General features: G+C 77.0%; 17 protein-coding genes. 6 read left to right on the plus strand and 11 right to left on the minus strand.

Going from position 1 to position 17,372, the window contains the following annotated elements:
* Window positions 1-62: 62 nt before the first annotated feature.
* Genes LO771_RS22310 through LO771_RS22320 form a run of 3 tightly spaced genes read right to left on the minus strand, consistent with a single transcriptional unit; the run spans window position 63 to window position 3,432 of the window.
* Window positions 63-1,379 carry a class I SAM-dependent methyltransferase gene (locus LO771_RS22310; RefSeq protein WP_374228217.1) on the minus strand — a complete coding sequence of 439 codons (1,317 nt, stop codon included), beginning with the start codon at window positions 1,377-1,379 and terminating at the stop codon, window positions 63-65.
* Window positions 1,376-2,107, minus strand: a complete 732-nt coding sequence (locus LO771_RS22315) for a DUF1365 domain-containing protein (RefSeq protein ID WP_230745404.1) — start codon at window positions 2,105-2,107, stop codon at window positions 1,376-1,378. Before LO771_RS22315 ends, LO771_RS22310 begins: the two co-directional genes overlap by 4 nt.
* Entirely contained in the window at window positions 2,104-3,432 is a 1,329-nt protein-coding gene (locus LO771_RS22320; RefSeq protein ID WP_230745528.1) for an NAD(P)/FAD-dependent oxidoreductase, read from the minus strand. Before LO771_RS22320 ends, LO771_RS22315 begins: the two co-directional genes overlap by 4 nt.
* Window positions 3,433-3,781: 349 nt before the next feature.
* Here LO771_RS22320 and LO771_RS22325 point away from each other — a divergent pair, with 349 nt between their 5' ends.
* Entirely contained in the window at window positions 3,782-4,606 is an 825-nt protein-coding gene (locus tag LO771_RS22325; protein ID WP_230745530.1) for an RNA polymerase sigma factor SigF, read from the plus strand.
* Between the two features lie 64 nt (window positions 4,607-4,670).
* Here the strand turns inward: LO771_RS22325 and LO771_RS22330 are convergent, their stop codons facing one another.
* Window positions 4,671-4,862 (minus strand): hypothetical protein, encoded by a 192-nt coding sequence (locus LO771_RS22330; RefSeq protein ID WP_230745406.1) that lies wholly within the window; start codon window positions 4,860-4,862, stop codon window positions 4,671-4,673.
* A gap of 120 nt (window positions 4,863-4,982) precedes the next feature.
* Entirely contained in the window at window positions 4,983-5,216 is a 234-nt protein-coding gene (locus tag LO771_RS22335) for a hypothetical protein (RefSeq protein WP_230745415.1), read from the minus strand.
* A gap of 406 nt (window positions 5,217-5,622) precedes the next feature.
* Between LO771_RS22335 and LO771_RS22340 the strand changes: the two genes are divergently transcribed.
* Window positions 5,623-6,327, plus strand: coding sequence for a bifunctional DNA primase/polymerase (locus tag LO771_RS22340; protein WP_230745417.1), 705 nt, complete (start codon window positions 5,623-5,625; stop codon window positions 6,325-6,327).
* Window positions 6,328-6,396: 69 nt separating this feature from the next.
* Here LO771_RS22340 and map read toward each other — a convergent pair whose 3' ends face one another.
* Complete coding sequence (gene map, locus LO771_RS22345; RefSeq protein ID WP_374228218.1) at window positions 6,397-7,245, minus strand: type I methionyl aminopeptidase; 849 nt, start codon at window positions 7,243-7,245, stop codon at window positions 6,397-6,399.
* A 125-nt stretch (window positions 7,246-7,370) separates the two neighbouring features.
* On the opposite strand from map, the gene LO771_RS22350 reads away from it, so the two are divergent.
* Window positions 7,371-7,592, plus strand: a complete 222-nt coding sequence (locus LO771_RS22350; protein ID WP_230745419.1) for a hypothetical protein — start codon at window positions 7,371-7,373, stop codon at window positions 7,590-7,592.
* 53 nt (window positions 7,593-7,645) lie between these two features.
* On the opposite strand, the gene LO771_RS22355 is transcribed toward LO771_RS22350, so the two are convergent.
* On the minus strand, window positions 7,646-9,043 hold the full coding sequence (locus tag LO771_RS22355) for an MFS transporter (protein ID WP_230745421.1): 1,398 nt from the start codon (window positions 9,041-9,043) through the stop codon (window positions 7,646-7,648).
* A gap of 100 nt (window positions 9,044-9,143) precedes the next feature.
* Entirely contained in the window at window positions 9,144-9,770 is a 627-nt protein-coding gene (locus tag LO771_RS22360) for a hypothetical protein (protein WP_230745431.1), read from the minus strand.
* A gap of 48 nt (window positions 9,771-9,818) precedes the next feature.
* Here LO771_RS22360 and npdG point away from each other — a divergent pair, with 48 nt between their 5' ends.
* Both npdG and LO771_RS22370 read left to right on the plus strand, forming a co-directional pair.
* On the plus strand, window positions 9,819-10,529 hold the full coding sequence (gene npdG, locus LO771_RS22365) for an NADPH-dependent F420 reductase (RefSeq protein ID WP_230745433.1): 711 nt from the start codon (window positions 9,819-9,821) through the stop codon (window positions 10,527-10,529).
* Window positions 10,530-10,627: 98 nt separating this feature from the next.
* The gene (locus LO771_RS22370; protein ID WP_230745439.1) at window positions 10,628-10,798 is read left to right on the plus strand and encodes a hypothetical protein; all 171 of its coding nucleotides are present in this window, start codon (window positions 10,628-10,630) and stop codon (window positions 10,796-10,798) included.
* 30 nt (window positions 10,799-10,828) lie between these two features.
* On the opposite strand, the gene LO771_RS22375 is transcribed toward LO771_RS22370, so the two are convergent.
* Window positions 10,829-11,611, minus strand: coding sequence for a site-2 protease family protein (locus LO771_RS22375; protein ID WP_230745442.1), 783 nt, complete (start codon window positions 11,609-11,611; stop codon window positions 10,829-10,831).
* Between the two features lie 237 nt (window positions 11,612-11,848).
* On the opposite strand from LO771_RS22375, the gene LO771_RS22380 reads away from it, so the two are divergent.
* Window positions 11,849-15,427: a BTAD domain-containing putative transcriptional regulator gene (locus LO771_RS22380; RefSeq protein ID WP_230745443.1), complete on the plus strand. Its 3,579-nt coding sequence runs from the start codon at window positions 11,849-11,851 to the stop codon at window positions 15,425-15,427.
* Here the strand turns inward: LO771_RS22380 and LO771_RS22385 are convergent, their stop codons facing one another.
* Both LO771_RS22385 and LO771_RS22390 read right to left on the minus strand, forming a co-directional pair.
* The gene (locus LO771_RS22385; protein ID WP_230745445.1) at window positions 15,428-16,267 is read right to left on the minus strand and encodes an ABC transporter permease; all 840 of its coding nucleotides are present in this window, start codon (window positions 16,265-16,267) and stop codon (window positions 15,428-15,430) included.
* Entirely contained in the window at window positions 16,264-17,322 is a 1,059-nt protein-coding gene (locus LO771_RS22390) for an ATP-binding cassette domain-containing protein (RefSeq protein ID WP_230745447.1), read from the minus strand. The genes LO771_RS22385 and LO771_RS22390 overlap by 4 nt, the downstream gene beginning before the upstream one ends.
* Between the last annotated feature and the right edge of the window lie 50 nt (window positions 17,323-17,372).

Here is a 17,372-nt window from a genome sequence, read left to right on the forward strand (position 1 = left end):
GGTCGGTGGTGTCCTGCCCGGGCGCGCCCGGGCCGGTGGTGCCCGGGCCGGGCGCGCCCGGGTCAGCCGCGGGCGAGCAGCAGCTGCTGCACGTCCAGGTAGCCCGTGCGGAACCCTGCCTCGGAGTACGCGAGGTACAGGTCCCACATGCGGCGGAAGACGCCGTCGAAGCCCAGGGCCGCGACCTCGCCGCGCCGGGCGCCGAACCGCTCCCGCCACAGCCGCAGCGTCTCCGCGTAGTGCTGCCCGAAGCGGTCGGCGCGCACCACCCGCAGCCCGGTGTGCTCGGCGGTCACCTGCTCCACGGCCTCCCGCGACGGGATGATCCCGCCGGGGAAGATGTACTTGTGGATCCAGGTGTAGGTGTCCTTGGTGGCCTCCACCCGCTCGTGGGCCATGGTGATGGCCTGGACGGCGGCCTTCCCGCCGGGCGCCAGCACCCGGTCGATGGTGGCGAAGTACGCCGGCCAGTACTGCGCGCCGACGGCCTCGATCATCTCCACGCTCACCACGGCGTCGAACTCCCCGTCCACCGCCCGGTAGTCCTGCAGCCGCACCTCGACCCGGTCCCCGACCCCGGCCGCGTCGAGCTTGGCCACGGCCAGGTCGCGCTGCTCCTCGGAGAGGGTCAGGGTGAGGACGGTCGCGCCGCGGCGGGCGGCGCGCAGCGCCAGCTCGCCCCAGCCGGAGCCGATCTCCAGCAGGCGGGTGCCCTTGCCGACGCCGACCAGGTCCAGCAGCCGGTCGATCTTGCGGTGCTGGGCGGCCTCCAGCAGCCCCCACTCCGCGACGGGCCGGCCGGCGGCGTCCTCCTCGAAGAGCGCCGAGGAGTACGTCATCGTCGGGTCGAGGAAGAGCGCGAAGAGGTCGTTTGACAGGTCGTAGTGGCGCCGGATGTTGTCGCGGGCGCCGTCGGGGGTGTTGTGCTCCGAGGCGGGGTGCCGGGGGACGTAGAGGCGCCGCAGCCACTGCAGCCGCGGCGGTACCAGGGTCTGCGGGGAGCGGGCCAGGGCGGTGAGGACCCCGGCGAGGTCGTCGGCGTCCCAGTCGCCCGCCTGGTAGGCCTCGCCGAAGCCGATCAGGCCGCCCACCCCGAGCCGCCGGTGGAAGGCGTCGGGGCGGTTCACCCGCATCACGGGCAGGCCCGGGGCGGGGGCGGGCCCGCCGGGCAGCTGCAGGCCGAGGCCGGTGCGGCGGGCGACCTGATGCAGCAGGACCCGTGCGAGCGCGGCCCGCACCCGCGAGCGCGGGACCCGCGCGACGTCGGGCCACTGCTCGGGGTCGATCCGGCCGGGGCCGTCCGGCACGGACCCGGCGGCGGGCGCCGCCCGGTCCGCCGCTCCCCGGGCCGCCGTCTCTTCTTCGATGCGCTGGTTCACTTCTCTCCTCCGTGGTCCGCGTGCCGCGTCTGCCTCGGGACGACGGGCAGCCCCCGCAGGTACAGCAGGACGCCCTGCAGGCGGATGTGCGCCGACACCGCGGCCGTCGACCACGGGTGCCGCAGCGCGGCGCGCAGCAGCCCGGCGGTGGTCGCCGGGCGGCGCACGCCGCGCACGGTCGCGGTGAACGGCCGTCCGCCGTCCCTCTCCAGGTGCACGGTCAGGTTCAACCCTGCCCCCGGCTCCGGCAGTCTCATGCGGTACCCGCCGTCGACGGGGAAGAACGGCGAGACGTAGAACTCCTTGCGGGTCTCCGCCCTTCCCTCCGCGTCCGGGTGCAGCAGGTAGCGGTGCCGCCCGCCGTAGGTGTTGTGCACCTCGGCGACCACGCACGCCGGGGTGCCGTCGGCGTACCGGCACCAGTAGATGGTCAGCGGGTTGAAGACGTACCCGAGCACCCGGGCGTGGGCCAGCATGAGCACCTGCCCGCCGCCCAGCTCCACCCCCTGCTCCGCGAGCCACCCCTCCAGGTTGGCCCGCAGGGTCCGGCCCGGGTCGCCGACGTGGTCGCGGGCCTCGAAGCGGGCCAGGGCGCGGGCCCAGCGGGGCAGCCGCGGCAGCTCGTCCAGGTCCACCAGCCACAGGTAGGTGCGGTGGGAGAAGGAGTGCCGCAGCGGCCGGGTCCGCACGTGGGAGACCCGGCAGTCGTACAGGGCGGCCGTGCTCACGCTGCGGGCACCCCCGCGCCGCCGCCCGCGCCCGCGGGCACCCCGGAGGCCCCGGCCGGCGCCGGCAGGCCCAGCAGGGACGCGGCCGCGGCGATCCCCGAGCGGCAGCCGTCCTCGTGGAAGCCCCACCCGTGGTAGGCCCCGGCGAACGCGGTGCGGCCGGCCGACAGCTCCGGCAGCCGCCGCTGGGCGGCCACCGACTCCCGGGTGTACAGCGGGTGCTCGTACACCATGCGGGAGACCACCAGGTCCTCGGGCACGCGGCGGTCGCCCTCCTCCTCGTTGAGGGTCACCAGGTAGTCCTCGGCCGTGTCCAGGCCCAGCAGCCGGTTGAGGTGGTAGCTGACCCGCACCTGCCCGGCGTCCGAGCCGCACGCCGGCAGCAGGTAGTTCCAGGAGGCGCGGGCGCCGCGGGCGCGCGGCAGCACGCTCGCGTCCCGGTGCAGCACGGTGGGGTTGCGCGAGTAGGGGATCGCGCCCAGCACCTCCCGCTCGGCCGGGGTGGCGTCGGCCAGCAGCCGCAGTGCCTGGTCCGGGTGGGTGGCCACCACGACGCCGTCGTACTCGGCGGTCCCGCCGTCGTCGGCGGTCACCTCCACCCGGTCGCCGAAGCGGGTCACGGCGCGCACCGGGAGCCCGGTGTGAACGGCCGTCAGCCGCTCAGCGACGGCCTGCACGTAGGTGCGGGAGCCGCCGACCACCGTGCGCCACTGCGGCGAGCCGGAGACGCTGAGATAGCCGTGGTTGGCGAGGAAGGCGAAGAGGTAGCGGGCCGGGTACTCGCCCACCAGGTGCGGGGCGCAGGACCACACCGCGGAGACCAGCGGGGTGACGAAGTGCGACCGGAAGTACGGCGAGTAGCCGCCCTCGTCCAGGAAGCGGCCCAGCGTCACCGCGTCCGCCTCCGGGTCCTGCGACTCCAGCAGCCGCCGCGCCCGCCGGTGGAAGAGCGGCACCTCGGTGAGCATCCGCAGGTACCGGCCGCGCAGCAGCGCCGACGGCCGGGCGAACAGGCCCACCGGGCCGCGCGCCCCCGCGTACTCCAGGCCGCAGCCGCGGCAGCGCACGCTCATCGACATGTCGGAGTCGCGGGTGCGCACGCCCAGCTCGCCGAAGAGCCGGATCAGCTCCGGGTAGGTCCGCTCGTTGTGCACGAGGAACGCGGTGTCCAGCGGCAGCAGCCTCCCGTCGTCCGCGATGACGTCCTGGGTGTGGGCGTGGCCGCCGAGCCGCTTGTCGGCCTCGTACAGCACCACCTCGCACCCGGCCCGCCGCAGCTCCCACGCCGCCGTCAGACCCGACACCCCGCTGCCGACCACCGCCATGCGACGACCGTCCGAGATCCCCACGCCACCTCCCCGCCCGGGCCGCTCCAGATGCGGCCGACTCGACACAGACGAAGGTCATTCGGTACGCCCGAACGGGTGGATTGGTCGGTGAGCAGGAAAAATCCGCGATCCCCGCAGGATCCTCGGAGGGCCGAAAAATTCGCCCGTTTGCCGTGCATGAGGTCGTGCGGCCGGGGTAGGCGGTGGCCACTGCCCCGCGCCACCCCCGAGGCGCGGGACATCCGAGGGAGGGATTCCACCCGTGAGGGTCGACGTCGCAGCCGCAGCAGAAGTCCATGCCCCCGCCGCGCCGGAGGCGGCGCCCGCCGACCACCGCGCACCCGCGATCGACCGGCCGGGCACGCTCGCCGACCTGCCCCCCATCCCCCGCGCCGACGAGATCAACACCGACGACGCCCGCGCGCTGTCCAAGGTGCTCTTCCGCCGGATGGCGCAGCTGGAGGAGGGCACGCACGAGTACGCGTACGTCCGCAACACGCTGGTCGAGCTGAACCTCGCCCTGGTGCGCTTCGCCGCCTCGCGCTTCCGCACCCGCAGCGAGCCCATGGAGGACATCGTCCAGGTCGGCACCATCGGCCTGATCAAGGCGATCGACCGGTTCGACGTGGAGCGCGGGCTGGAGTTCCCCACCTTCGCGCTGCCCACCGTCATCGGTGAGATCAAGCGCTTCTTCCGCGACACCAGCTGGGCCGTCCACGTGCCGCGCCGCCTGCAGGAGCTGCGCCTGGACCTGGCCAAGGCCAGCGACGAGCTCGCCTTCACCCTCGGCCGCGAGCCCACCGCCGCCGAGCTGGCCGCGAAGCTGAACATGCCGGAGAACGAGGTCCGCGAGGGCCTGGTCGCCTCCGCCGGCTACACCGCCTACTCCCTCGACGCGCAGAGCGACGACGAGGAGAGCGAGGGCTCCATCGCCGACCGCCTCGGCGAGGAGGACACCGGCCTGGAGGGCGTCCTCGACCACGAGGCGCTCAAGCCGCTGATCGCCGCCCTGCCCGACCGCGACCGCCGGATCCTGTCGCTGCGCTTCGGCGCCGAGATGACCCAGTCGGAGATCGGCGCGGAGCTCGGCATCTCCCAGATGCACGTCTCCCGGCTGCTCTCCCGCATCCTCGCGCGGCTCCGCGAGGGCATGGCCGCCGAGACGGCGTGACCCCGTCCGGCACCACCGCACCACGGCCGCACGGCCCCCGGCGCCCCGCGCCGGGGGCCGTCGCTCATGTCCGGCGGGCCCGGACCAGCAGCGCCCCGGTGACCGCCGCCAGCACGGACCAGGCCAGCCACAGCCCCGGCTCCGACCGGAGGACCGCGCTGTACAGGCTCACCAGGACCAGGCAGGCGAGGGTGACGAACGCCATGACGCGGGCCTGCCCGGTCACGGCCCGGCGGTCATGGGGAGCTGGTGCCACGGCGGTACCTCCCTGAGGTCTCGCAGGTCTCGCAGGTCCCGCCCGTCCTGTCGGGTCCCGCAGTCCCGCGGGTCCCGCAGTCCCGCGGGTCGCCGCAGGCCCCGGCCGGGACGCGGCGCGCTATCCGGCGGCGGCCTCCCCGTCGGGCGCCGCGTACTCGTACCGCCAGCGCCACCGGCCGCGGGCGTCGTACTGCTTCGCCCGGTGGTACACCAGCACGGAGGCGGGCCGGCCGAGGTGTGCGGGCACCGGCACCCGGTAGGTCTTCGGCACGCCGTTGAACGGGCCCACCGGGATCGGCAGCACCCTGCCGTCCAGGGGCCCGCCCACGAACTCGGTCTCCGCACTCCTCATACCCGCAAGCTTCGCACCCCGGACCCGCCCGCGGCACCCCGGCCCGGAGCCGCCCCGGTCCGGGCACCCGGCACCGGACCCCGCCCGGCGCCCGGCCCGCCGCCGGCTCCCGCCCCGTGGTCGTCCGCACGGTCCGCGGGGTCTTATCCTGCTCTGTACGCCCACGGGACGCCCGGGACCCGCCTCACCGCGCGGCCCGGAGCGCCGCATGCCCGGCAGGGGCGCGCCCGGCGCGGCCGGACCGGTCGCACGACGCCCGGCCCGATCCGCCCGGCGGGAGCGGCCCGCAGGGGTGACCTGACGGGGTTTCCGCCCCCCGCGCCGCCGCCGCTCCGTACCGTGGACCTCGGCAGCAGTCGGCCGGCGACCCCGGACCGGGTGCAGGGACGTGCGAAGAAGGGGCTCGATGGAAGCCAGAGGCAGCAGGTGGACGGACTGGTGGCGGAGCCGGACGCGCCCGGGCGACGCCCCGGCCGCCCGGGACGCGGCGGCCGCGGGCCGGCTCGACCTGCTGCTCGGCGCCGTCCGCGCCGGCCTCCCGGTGGCGCCCGCCGCCCGCCCGGCCGGCTACCGCTGCTCCTGCGACCGCGTCGGCTGTCCGGCCCCCGCCCGCCACCCGGTCTCCTTCGCCTGGCAGAGCCAGGCCACCACCGACACCGAGCAGGTCGCCCGCTGGCTCGCCCGCGACCCGCTGGCCAACTTCGTCACCGCCACCGGCCGCAGCCACGACGTGCTGGACGTCCCGGAGGACGCCGGCCGGATCGCCCTGGAGCAGCTGCTCGGCCTGGACGCGGCCGGCCCGGTCGCCGCCGGCGACGGCCGCTACCTCTTCTTCACCGCCACCCGCGGCACCCCGGCCGACGAGGACGAGTGGTGGCCCTGCGAGCTCGACAGCCACCCCGACACCCTGGAGGAGCACCCCGGCCTGCGCTGGCACTGCCGGGGCTCCTACGTCCTGCTGCCGCCGTCCGCACTGCCCGGCGGCGGCGCGGTGCGCTGGGTGCGCGGCCCGGAGCACCCGCTGCCGGACCCGCTGCGCGTCCTCGACGTCCTCACCGACGCCTGCAGCACGGTCGGCGCGGTCGCCGAGGAGCAGTGGCGGATCGGCTGAGGAACCGTTCCGCCCGGCGGCCGGGCCGCCCCGGCCGCCGCCGCCGCCGGGCCGGGGCGCGGGGCGCCCCTACGGGAGCGTCAGGATCTCCGCGCCGTCGGCGGTGACCACCAGGGTGTGCTCGAACTGGGCGGTCCGCTTCCGGTCCTTGGTGACGACCGTCCAGCCGTCCTGCCAGATCTCGTAGTCGTACGTGCCCAGGGTCAGCATGGGCTCGATGGTGAAGGTCATCCCCGGCTGCATGACCTCGGTGGCCCGCGGGCTGTCGTAGTGCGGGACGACCAGGCCCGAGTGGAACGACGTGTTGATGCCGTGTCCGGTGAAGTCGCGGACCACGCCGTAGCCGAACCGCTTGGCGTAGGACTCGATGACCCGCCCGATGACGTTGATCTGCCGGCCCGGCCGCACCGCCTTGATCGCCCGGTTCAGTGACTCGCGGGTCCGCTCGACCAGCAGCTTCGACTCCTCGTCGACGTCCCCCACCGGGTAGGTGGCGTTGAGGTCGCCGTGCACGCCGTGGATGTAGGCGGTGACGTCGAGGTTCACGATGTCGCCGTCCTGCAGCACCGTGGAGTCCGGGATGCCGTGGCAGATCACCTCGTTGACCGAGGTGCAGATCGACTTGGGGAAGCCCCGGTAGCCCAGGTCCGACGGGTAGGCGCCGTGGTCGCACAGGTACTCGTGGGCGACCCGGTCGAGCTCGTCGGTGGTCACGCCGGGGGCGATGTGCCGGGCCGCCTCGTCCATGGCCCGGGCCGCCAGCGCGCCCGCCACCCGCATCTTCTCGATCGTCTCCGCGGTCTGCACCTCGGGGCCGGTGTACGGCTGCGGCGCCGGCCTCCCCACGTACTCGGGGCGGGCGATGTGTGACGGGACGCTGCGGGTCGGGGAGAGCCGGCCGGGAACCAGGGGAGCCATGGCGGGCAGTCTATCCGCCGTCCCCCGGCCCGCGGCGGGCTTCCCCCGCGTGCCCGCCCCGGCACGGGGCATGATCCCCCCAGGGAGGGCCGAGGACGACGGCCCCGGACGAAGGAGGCCGCCCGATGCCGTTCGGACGCAAGCCGCAGGGGAAGCCCGGCGAGTGGTTCTACTGCGTGCAGCACCGCAAGGTCGAGGAGGGCCCGGAGTGCCCGGCCCGCGACCGCCTCGGCCCCTACGCGACCCGGGCCGACGCCGAGCACGCCCTGCAGACCGCCGCCGAGCGCAACGAGAAGTGGGACACCGACCCCCGCTGGCACGACCGCCCCGCCGACGACGGCGCCTGACGGCGCCCGCCGCCGCGCCCCCGGCCCCCGCACGTGCGGGGCCGGGGGCGCGGCTACACCGCGGCCGGTTCGGCCGCCTCCGCCGCGGCCCGGCGCTCCCGCTCGGCCCGCACGGCCGCCGCGTGCGGGTCGGTGCGGTCGTCGTACGCCAGCAGCCGCGGCAGCGACGCGGCCAGCGCCGCCACCCCGGCCACGCACAGCAGGCCGCCCGACCACACCGACGTGCGCACCCCGAAGGCCGCCGCCGTGCCGCCCGCCCGGACCTGCCCCAGCTGCGGGCCGAGCGAGTAGCTGAGCAGCTCCACCCCGGCGAGCCGCCCGCGCAGCGCGTCCGGGATCGACTGGTTCCACATCGTGGAGCGGCCCAGGCCGCTCACCATGTCGGCGCCCCCGGCCAGGGCCAGGAGGAGGAGCACCGCCCACACCCGGCCGGCCAGCCCGGCGCAGGCGACCGCCGCGCCCCAGAGCGCCGCCGCCGCGACCACCATCCGGCCCTGCCGGTGCACACGGGACGCCCAGCCGCTGGTCGCCGACACCGCCAGGCCCCCCGCCGAGGACGCGGCGTACATCAGGCCGAGCGCCCAGGGCGCGTGCAGCCGGTCGGCGAGGAACGGGAAGACCGCGTTGGGGAAGGCGAACAGCATCGCCACGACGTCCACCGCGTAGGTGCCCAGCAGCTCCTTGCGGCTCCACGCGTACCGCAGCCCCTCGGCGACCGCGGCCAGGGAGGGCCGCTCCGCCCCGGTCGGCGGCGGCGCCGCCCGCATGCGGGCGAGCAGCAGCAGCGAGACCGCGAAGGTGGCCGCGTCCAGCGCGTACGCCACCTGCACCCCCGCCGTCGCCGCGACCACCCCGGCCAGCGACGGCCCGGCGATCGCGCCGACCTGCCAGCGCAGCGAGTTGAGCGCGGCGGCCGCGGTGAGCTGGTCGTGGGCGACGATCCGGGGGGTCAGCGCGTCCAGCGACGGCCGCTGGAGGCCGTCCAGTGCGGCGGTGAGGGCGGCGACGGCGTACAGCGGCCACAGCAGCGGGTGCGGCAGCAGGGCGTTCGCCAGCAGCAGCAGCGACAGCAGGCCCAGCCCGGCCTCGGTGGCGAGGACCATCCGGCGCCGGTCCAGGGCGTCGGCGAGCGCGCCGCCCCACAGGCCGCAGACGACCAGCGGCACCAGCTCCGCTGCGCCGACCAGGCCGACCGCGAGCGACGACCCGGTGAGGTCCTTGATCTGCAGCGGCACCGACACGTAGGTGAGGAAGCTGCCGAAGGTGGTGACCAGTCCGGCGCTCCACAGCAGGCGGAAGTCGCGGGAGGAGCGCCAGGGCGCGAGGTCGGGGCGGACGCGGCGGGCGAGGGCGCGGAGGCGGCCGGCCGGGGCGGACGCGGGCCGTCCGGACGGCGCGGGCTGCTCGGGAGGGGCGGGCCGTTCGGACGGCGCGGGCTGTTCGGGTGGCACGGAGGGTGATGATGCGCCGCCGTGCCGCGGTGCACAAACGATTAATCCGGCCGCCCGCCGGAGCGGCGGCGGGGCCGGCACCGGCGCGCGGGCCCCGGCCTCACCAGCGCAGCGGCGGCGGGGCCGTCAGCCGCTCCGCCAGCCGGGCCATCCGGTCGACCACCCGGCGGCGGCCGCGCGGCGGCTCCTCGCCCGCCGCCGCCGTCACCAGGTGCTGCACCACGTCGAACGCGGGCGCCGCCTCCCCGGCGGCCCCGTCCACCGGCACCGTCAGCGCCTCGTGCGCCAGGCCCCGCAGCTCGGCGTCGCCCGTCTCCAGGGCGAGGACCGTCGCGCCCGTCCGGCGGGCGCCGTCCACCCGCTCCAGCAGCGCCGCCCCGGACGCCTCCGGCGCCACCACCAGCAGCGTCTCGCCCCGCCGGGCCCGCTCCAGGCGTCGCAGGTCCACCGCCAGGTGCCCGGGGGCGCCCGGCGGCACCCGCCAGCGCACCAGGGTGGGGGAGAGCTGCGGCAGGGCCGACCAGGCGGCCTCGTCGTCGAGGTGGGCGGCCATGTGCCACGGCTCCTGCCCCTCCGTCCCGACCAGCAGGAGCCCGCCCGCGCCCCCGGGCCCGCCCGGACCGCGCGACACGCTGGAGCGCAGCGCCCAGGCGAAGTCCCTGGTCGCCTCCAGCCAGCCCGTGCCGGTCAGGACCTCGCGCAGTGCCGACACCCGGATCGCGTCCATGCGGCCCCATGCTGCCGCAGCCGCCGACCGCTTTGGGAGGATCACGGCATGACTACACCCGATGCAGTGACACCCGCCGCCGCTCCGAAGCCCGGACCGCACGACCTGCCCGACGTCTCCGGCCTGGTCGTCGGCGTCCTCGGCGGCACCGGCCCGCAGGGCAAGGGCCTGGCCCGCCGCCTGGCCCTCGCCGGCCAGCAGGTCGTCCTCGGCTCCCGCAGCGCCGACCGCGCCGAGGAGGCCGCCGCCGAGCTCGGCCACGGCGTGCGCGGCGCGGACAACGCCACCGCGGCCCGGGAGGCCGACGTCGTGATCGTCGCCGTGCCCTGGGACGGCCACGGCGCCACCCTGGAGTCGCTGCGCGCCGAACTCGCGGGCAAGATCGTCGTCGACTGCGTCAACCCGCTCGGCTTCGACAAGCAGGGCGCCTACGCCCTGAGGCCCGAGGAGGGCAGCGCCGCCCAGCAGGCCGCCGCGCTGCTCCCCGACTCCCGGGTCACCGCCGCCTTCCACCACCTGTCCGCGGTGCTCCTCCAGGACCCGGCGGTCGAGCGGATCGACACCGACGTGATGGTCCTCGGCGACGACCGCGCCGCCACCGACACCGTGCAGGCCCTGGCCGGCCGCGTCCCCGGCATGCGCGGCATCTACGCCGGGCGGCTGCGCAACGCGCACCAGGTGGAGTCCCTGACCGCCAACCTCATCTCGGCCAACCGCCGCTACAAGGCCCACGCCGGCCTGCGTGTCACCGACGTCTGAACCGCCCGGACGCGGCCCCGGCGGGGCCGCGTCCCCGGCGTCGGGGACAATGGGAGGCGTCCGACCGCACCGCCACCGCCCGCCGGGAGCCCGCCGCCATGCCGCGCAACGCCGTCCTCGCCCTCGTCGCCTGCCTGCTGGCGGTCGCCGCCGCCGTGGTCTCGTTCGTCCAGGGCAACTGGCTGGGCGTCGTCTGGGTCCTGCTGGCCGCCGTCACCAGCAACATGGCCTGGTACTACATCCGCCGGCAGCGCGCCTCCCGGGGCTGAGCCCCGGCGTCCGGCCCCCGCGGCCCGGGATCAGCCCTCCCAGAAGCGGAAGGCCTGGTACCCGAGCGCGGCGTAGGCCGGCGGCACGTCCAGCAGCTCCATCACCTGGTAGGCCAGCCGCCAGAACCAGTCGCCCACCGGCGTCTGCCACAGCAGGGCGAAGACCGCCAGCATGCCGAAGGGCGCGAACGGCTCCACCGCCCGCCGCGCCCTCAGCGACAGCCAGGGCTCGATGATGCCGTAGCCGTCGAAGCCCGGCACGGGTATGAGGTTGAGCACCGTCGCGGTGATCTGGAGCAGCGCGAGGAAGGACAGCGCCACCGTGAACGCGGGCGGCGCCGAGTCCAGCAGGCCCGCCCCGATGGGGGCGAGCAGCGCCACCGCCAGCGCCAGGTTCACCAGCGGGCCCGCCGCCGAGATCAGGCTGTGCTTCCAGCGGCCGCTGATCCGGTGCCGCTCGATGAAGACCGCGCCGCCCGGCAGGCCGATCCCGCCGAGGATCACGAAGACCACCGGCAGGATGACGCTGAGCAGCGTGTTGGCGTACTTGAACGGGTTGAGCGTCAGGTAGCCCTTGGCGCCCACCGTGAGGTCGCCGCCGTGCAGCGCGGTGCGGGCGTGCGCGTACTCGTGCAGGCAGAGCGAGACGACCCAGCCCGAGACCACGAGGAGGAAGACGCCGAAGCGGGCGTTCTCCCCGAAGCCGCTCCACACCGCCCACGCGGACGTGCCGAGGACGGCGAGCAGCACCCAGAAGACCGGACTGATCCGGCGCTCCTCGCTGCGGGGGCGCTGGGCTTCGGCGAACGTCATGGCGGAAGGGCTCCGGGGTCTCGGGACGGCAGGGGGACCGATCATGCCCGCCCGCGGATCGCACCCACAAGCGGCGCTGGGAGAACGCATGCGCGGCCCCGGCCGTTCCACGGCCCCGCCCGAGCCCCGCCCGGCATCCGCCCCCGCACCCGACCGGGCCCCGTCCGGAACGCCCCTCCTCCGGCCGCCGTCCCGCCCCCCGCCCCGCCGCGGGCAGCCCTCCACCAGAATGGGGCCGTGCGCTACGGCATCCTGGGCACCACCCTGGCCCACCACGACGACGGCACCCCCGTCCCCCTCGGCGGTGCCCGGCTGCGCGCCCTGCTCGCCGCGCTCGCCCTGCGCGAGGGCCGCCCGGTGCCCGCCGCCGTCCTGGTCGGCGAGGTGTGGGACGGCGACCCGCCGCAGGACGGCACCGGTGCGCTCCAGACCCTGGTCGGCCGGCTGCGCCGGTCCCTCGGCCGGGACGCGGTCGGCTCCGGGCCCGAGGGCTACCGGCTGCGCGCCGGGGCCGACGAGGTGGACCTCGGCCGCTTCCGGCGGCTCGCCGCCGAGGGGGAGCGGGCGCTGGCCGCCGGCCGGGCCGGGGAGGCCGCCGGGCTGCTGCGCGAGGCGCTGGACCTGTGGCGCGGGCCCGCCCTCGCCGACCTCCCCGACCGGGAGGCCCCCGCCGCCCGCTGCGAGGCGCAGCGGCTCGCCGCCCTGCGCGCCAGGATCGCCGCCGACCTGGCCCTCGGCCGCACCGCGCCGCTCGTCCCCGAGCTCGCCGGGCTGGTCCGCGACCACCCGCTGGACGAGCCGCTGCACGCGCTGCGGATCCGGGCGCTGCGCGCCGAGGGCCGCGCCGCCGAGGCGCTGCAGGCGTACGAGGAGGCGCGGCGCGCCCTGGCCGACGGGCTGGGCGCCGACCCGGGCCCGGAGCTGCGGGCGCTGCACCGGGAGCTGCTCGCCCCGCCGCCCGCCGGGGACCCGGCACCCGTCGAGGATCCGCCGTCCGCCGGGTACCTGGCCCCCGCCGAGGATCCGGCCCGCACCCCCGCCCCGCCCGCGCCTCCCGCCGCCTCCGCCCCCGCCCGCCCGCCCGGCAACCTGCGGTCCGGCCTCACCAGCTTCGTCGGCCGCGAGGACGAGCTGCGTGGGCTGGCGGCCGCCCTCTCCTCCGCCCGGCTGGTCACCCTCACCGGCCCGGGCGGCTCCGGCAAGACCCGGCTCTCGCTGGAGGCGGCCCGCGCCCAGCAGGCCGCCGGCGCCTGGCCGGACGGCGTCTGGCTCGCCGAACTCGCGCCGCTCGACGACCCCGAGGCCGTCCCCGGCGCCGTCCTCGCCGCGCTGGGCCTGCGCGAGACGGTGCTGCACCACGGCAAGGTCGCCGACGCCCTGGAGGCGCGGTCCGCCGACCCGGTGCGCCGGCTGGTCGAGCACTGCGCCGGGCGGCGGATGCTGCTGCTCCTCGACAACTGCGAGCACCTGGTCGGTGCGAGCGCCGGCCTGGCCGACCGCCTGCTGGCCGAGTGCCCCGGCGTGGCCGTCCTCGCCACCAGCCGGGAGCCGCTCGGCGTCCCCGGCGAGGCGGTGCGGCCGCTCGACCCCCTGCCGGAGCGGGAGGCGCTCCGGCTGCTCGCCGAACGCGGGGCGGCGGCGCGCCCCGGCTTCGACCCCGCCGAGGACCCGGCCGCCGCCGCCGAGGTCTGCCGCCGCCTGGACGGGCTGCCGCTCGCCCTCGAACTGGCGGCGGCCCGCCTGCGCGGCATGACGCTGCGCCAGATCGCGGACCGGCTGGACCGCCGCTTCCGGCTCCTGGACGGCGGCAGCCGCACCCTGCTGCCCCGTCAGCAGACGCTGCGCGCGGTGGTCGACTGGAGCTGGGACCTCCTCGGCGACGGCGAGCGCGCCGTCCTGCGCCGCCTCTCCGTCTTCGCCGGGGGCTGCACCCTGGAGGCCGCGGAACAGGTCTGCGCCGACGGCGCCGACCTGGCCGAGGAGGACGTCGCCGGCCTCCTGCTCTCCCTGGTCGACCGGTCCCTGGTGGTCGCGGACCTCGACGGCGGCGACGGCGGCGCCCGGTACCGGCTCCTGGAGACCGTCCACGCGTACGCCGCCGAGCGGCTGCGGGAGGCGGGCGACGCCGAGCTCCACCGGGCGCGGCAGCGCCACCTCCGCTTCTTCCGCGAACTGGTCCGCCGCACCGAGCCGCTGCTGCGCGGCCGGGAGCAGCTGCGCCGGCTGGACCTGCTGGAGCGCGAGAAGGACGACATCCGGGCCGCCCTGCGCCGCGCCGTCGACGCCGGGGAGGAGCAGGAGGCGCTCTGCCTGGTCCTCGGCATGGGCTGGCTGTGGGCCGTCCGCAACGACCGGACCGAGGCCCGTGCCTGGTGCGACGCCGTCGCCGCCCTGGGCCCCGACCCGCTGGACGCGGACCCCTACGACGCCGACCTGCACGACGCCGACCTGCACCGCGCCGACCTGCACGACGCCGCCCTGCACCGCGCCGCCCTGCACGGCGCCGCCCTGCACCGCGCCGCCCTGCACGGCGCCCACCCGCACGGCGCCGGCCTCCGCGCCGCGGCCGCCGCCGCCCCCGCGCCGCTGGACCTCCCGCCGCCCTGGCCGCCCGCCGTGCTGCGGGAGGCGAGGCGGCAGGCGTTCCTGTACCGGCTCGTCGCCGGGATCGAGGAGGACCTCGCCGCCCTCTCCCCGGAGGCCACCGCCGAGCTCGGCCGCCGCGTCCTGGCCGCCTACCCGCCCGAACTGCCCCGCTCGGCCCGCTTCCCGGCCCAGGTGCGCGTCTTCGCCGCCCTCGTGGCGGGCGACCTGGACGCGGTCCCGGCCGTGCTGGACGCGATGGTGGAGGGCTGCCGCCGCCACGGCGGCGAGTGGGACCAGGCCTTCGCCCTGCAGTTCCGGGCCAAGTTCGCCAACGACCGGCCCGGCGGCCCGGAGCAGTCCCTGGCCGACGCGGAGGAGGCGCTGCGCACCTTCGAACGGCTGGGCGACCGCTGGGGCCTGTCCGAGGCGCTCTCCGCCCTGGCCGAGGCCGCCGCCAGGCGCGGCGACGCCGCCCTCGCCTCCGACGGCTACGCCCGCGCCCTGGGGCTCGCCCGGGAGCTGGGAGCCCGCCACGACGTGCCCGGCCTGCTGGTCCGCCGGGGCGAGGCGCTGTTCGGCAGCGACCCCGGGGAGGCGGAGCGGCTCGTCCGGGAGGGTGTCCGGGAGGCGCTCGCCCTCGGCCGGGACGGCGCGGGCACCGCCTTCTTCGGCGAGCTGCTCCTGCTGATGCTGGCGGTCCGCCGGGGCGACCGCGACGGCGCGGACGCCCTGGTCGGGAGGCTGGCGCAGGGCCTCTCCCAGGTCGGGTTCCCCGGGCAGGACGTCTTCCGCGGGATCCACGACGCCGCCCACGGCTGGTCGGAGGCCCGCTTCGGCCGCCCGCGCCGGGGGGTGGCCCTGGTCCGCGACGGCGTCCGGCGGATGCGGGGCGCCTCGGGCCCCGCCCGGTGGTTCGCCGACCTCATGGCCGTCGTGCTCCTGTCGATGGCCGCCTGCGCGCTGGCCCGCCTCGCCGTCCACCCGGCGGAGCCGGAGCAGGACCGGCGGGAGGCCGCCCGCCGCGGCGCCGCCCTGCTCGGCGCGTACGCCGCCCTGGGCCGCAAGCACCCCGGCAACCACCTGGCGCGGCAGGAGGTCGCCGACCACGAGCGGCTGCTGCGCGGGGTGCTCGGCGACGCCGGGTACGAGGCCGCGCACGCCGAGGGCGGCGGCCTCGACATCGCCGGGGCCGCCGCCCTGCTGGAGCCGTGGGGCGGGGAGGCGGGCTGATCAGGTCCGCTTCCGGAACCGGGCCACCGCCAGCGGTGCGGCGACCGCCGTGATCCCCGCCGTCCACGCCAGCACCATGAGCACCGGGTGGGCCAGCGGCCCGCCGTTGAACAGGGCGCGGGAGGCGTCGGCCAGCGCCGACATCGGGTTGAGCCGGGTGAACGCCCGCAGCCAGCCCGGCATGGTCGCCGGGTCGGCGAAGGTCGAGCTGCCGAACTGCAGCGGCATCAGCACCAGCGCGGAGACCCCCTGCACCGCCTGGGCGCTGCGCAGCGACATGCCGAGCAGCATGGACAGCCACACCATCGCCGAGCCGAAGAGCAGCGAGAGCGCGACCGCGGCCAGCACCTGCAGCGGACCGGTCCGCACCTCCAGCCCCAGCAGCAGCGCGAAGGCGATGAGGACGGTGAACGACACCAGCCCGCGGAGCGTCTCCGCCAGGAGCTTCGCGACCAGCACCGAGGCGCGGCCGATCGGCAGGGTGCGGAAGCGGTCCATCACGCCGGTGGCGAAGTCGGAGTTGAGGCCGGTGCCGACGGCCATCGCCAGGTTGATGCCGGTCTGGCCCAGCAGGCCGGGGACCAGGTACTGGATGTAGTCGCCCCGGCCGCCGGACATCGCGCCGCCGAAGACGTAGACGAAGAGCACGATGAAGACGACCGGCATCAGCAGGGCGTCGAACATCGACTCCGGGTCGGCCTTGATCCGCAGCAGGTTGCGGCGGGTCAGCGCCCCGACGTGGCGGAGCTGGGCGCGGAGCCCGATCCGGCCGTCGCCCGCGGGCGGGGCGCCGTCGTACGGGGTGTCGTCGTACGGGGAGGTGAGGACGGCGGTGCTCATGCTGCGTACTCCTTCGCGGGCTGCGGGTGCGCGGTGTCCTCGGCGGTGTCCTGGGCCGGGTCCTGCACGGGGTCCTGCGCGGGGGCGGCGGCGGACGGCCGCCCGGTGACGGCCAGGAACACGTCGTCCAGGCTGGGCAGGCGCACCTCCAGGTCGGCGACGGGGAAGCCGCGGGTGCCGAGCACGCCGACCACCGCGGTCAGCTGCTCCTCGCCCGCCACCGGGACGGACAGCACGCCCCCGGCGGGGTCGGCGGCGGCGCCGGCCACCCCGGCCGCGGCCAGGCAACGCGCCATCTCCGGCAGGTCCCCCGGCCGGGCGGGGCGGACCCGCAGGGTGCGGCCGCCGACCCGCGCCTTCAGCTCGGCGATCCCGCCGGAGGCGATCACCCGGCCGCGGTCGATCACGGTCAGCTCGTCGGCGAGCTGCTCCGCCTCCTCCATGTACTGGGTCGTCAGCAGCACGGTGGAGCCCTCGGCGACCATGTGCCGCACCTCCCCCCACACCTCGCCGCGGGTGCGGGGGTCCAGCCCGGTGGTGGGCTCGTCCAGGTAGAGCACGCGCGGGCGCCCGGTCATGCTCGCGGCGAGGTCCAGGCGGCGGCGCATGCCGCCGGAGTAGGTGCGGGCCGGGCGCCGGGCCGCCTCGGTGAGCGAGAAGCGCTCCAGCAGTTCCTCGGCGCGGGCCCGCGCCGTGCGGCGCGGCAGGTCGAGGAGGCGGCCGATGAGGTAGAGGTTCTCGAAGCCGGAGAGCGCCTCGTCCACGGAGGCGTACTGGCCGGTGAGCCCGATCGCGCGGCGCAGCTGCCGGGGCTGGCGCACCACGTCGTACCCGGCGACGACGGCGGTGCCCGCGTCGGGCCGGACCAGGGTGGAGAGCACCCGGACGAGGGTGGTCTTGCCGGCGCCGTTGGGGCCGAGGACCCCGAGGACGGTGCCCTGGCGGACCTGCAGGTCCACGCCGTCCAGGGCGGTGGTGGCGCCGTAGCGCTTGACGATGCCGCGCACGTCGACGGCGGGCCCCGGCGCTGCGGGGGCGGTGGTGGTCGGTGTCATGCCCCCACGCTCCCCGGCGCCGCTCCCGTCCCGCCGTCATCCCGCCGTCA

The sequence above is a fragment of the Streptacidiphilus sp. ASG 303 genome (assembly GCF_020991365.1).
GTDB lineage: Bacteria > Actinomycetota > Actinomycetes > Streptomycetales > Streptomycetaceae > Peterkaempfera.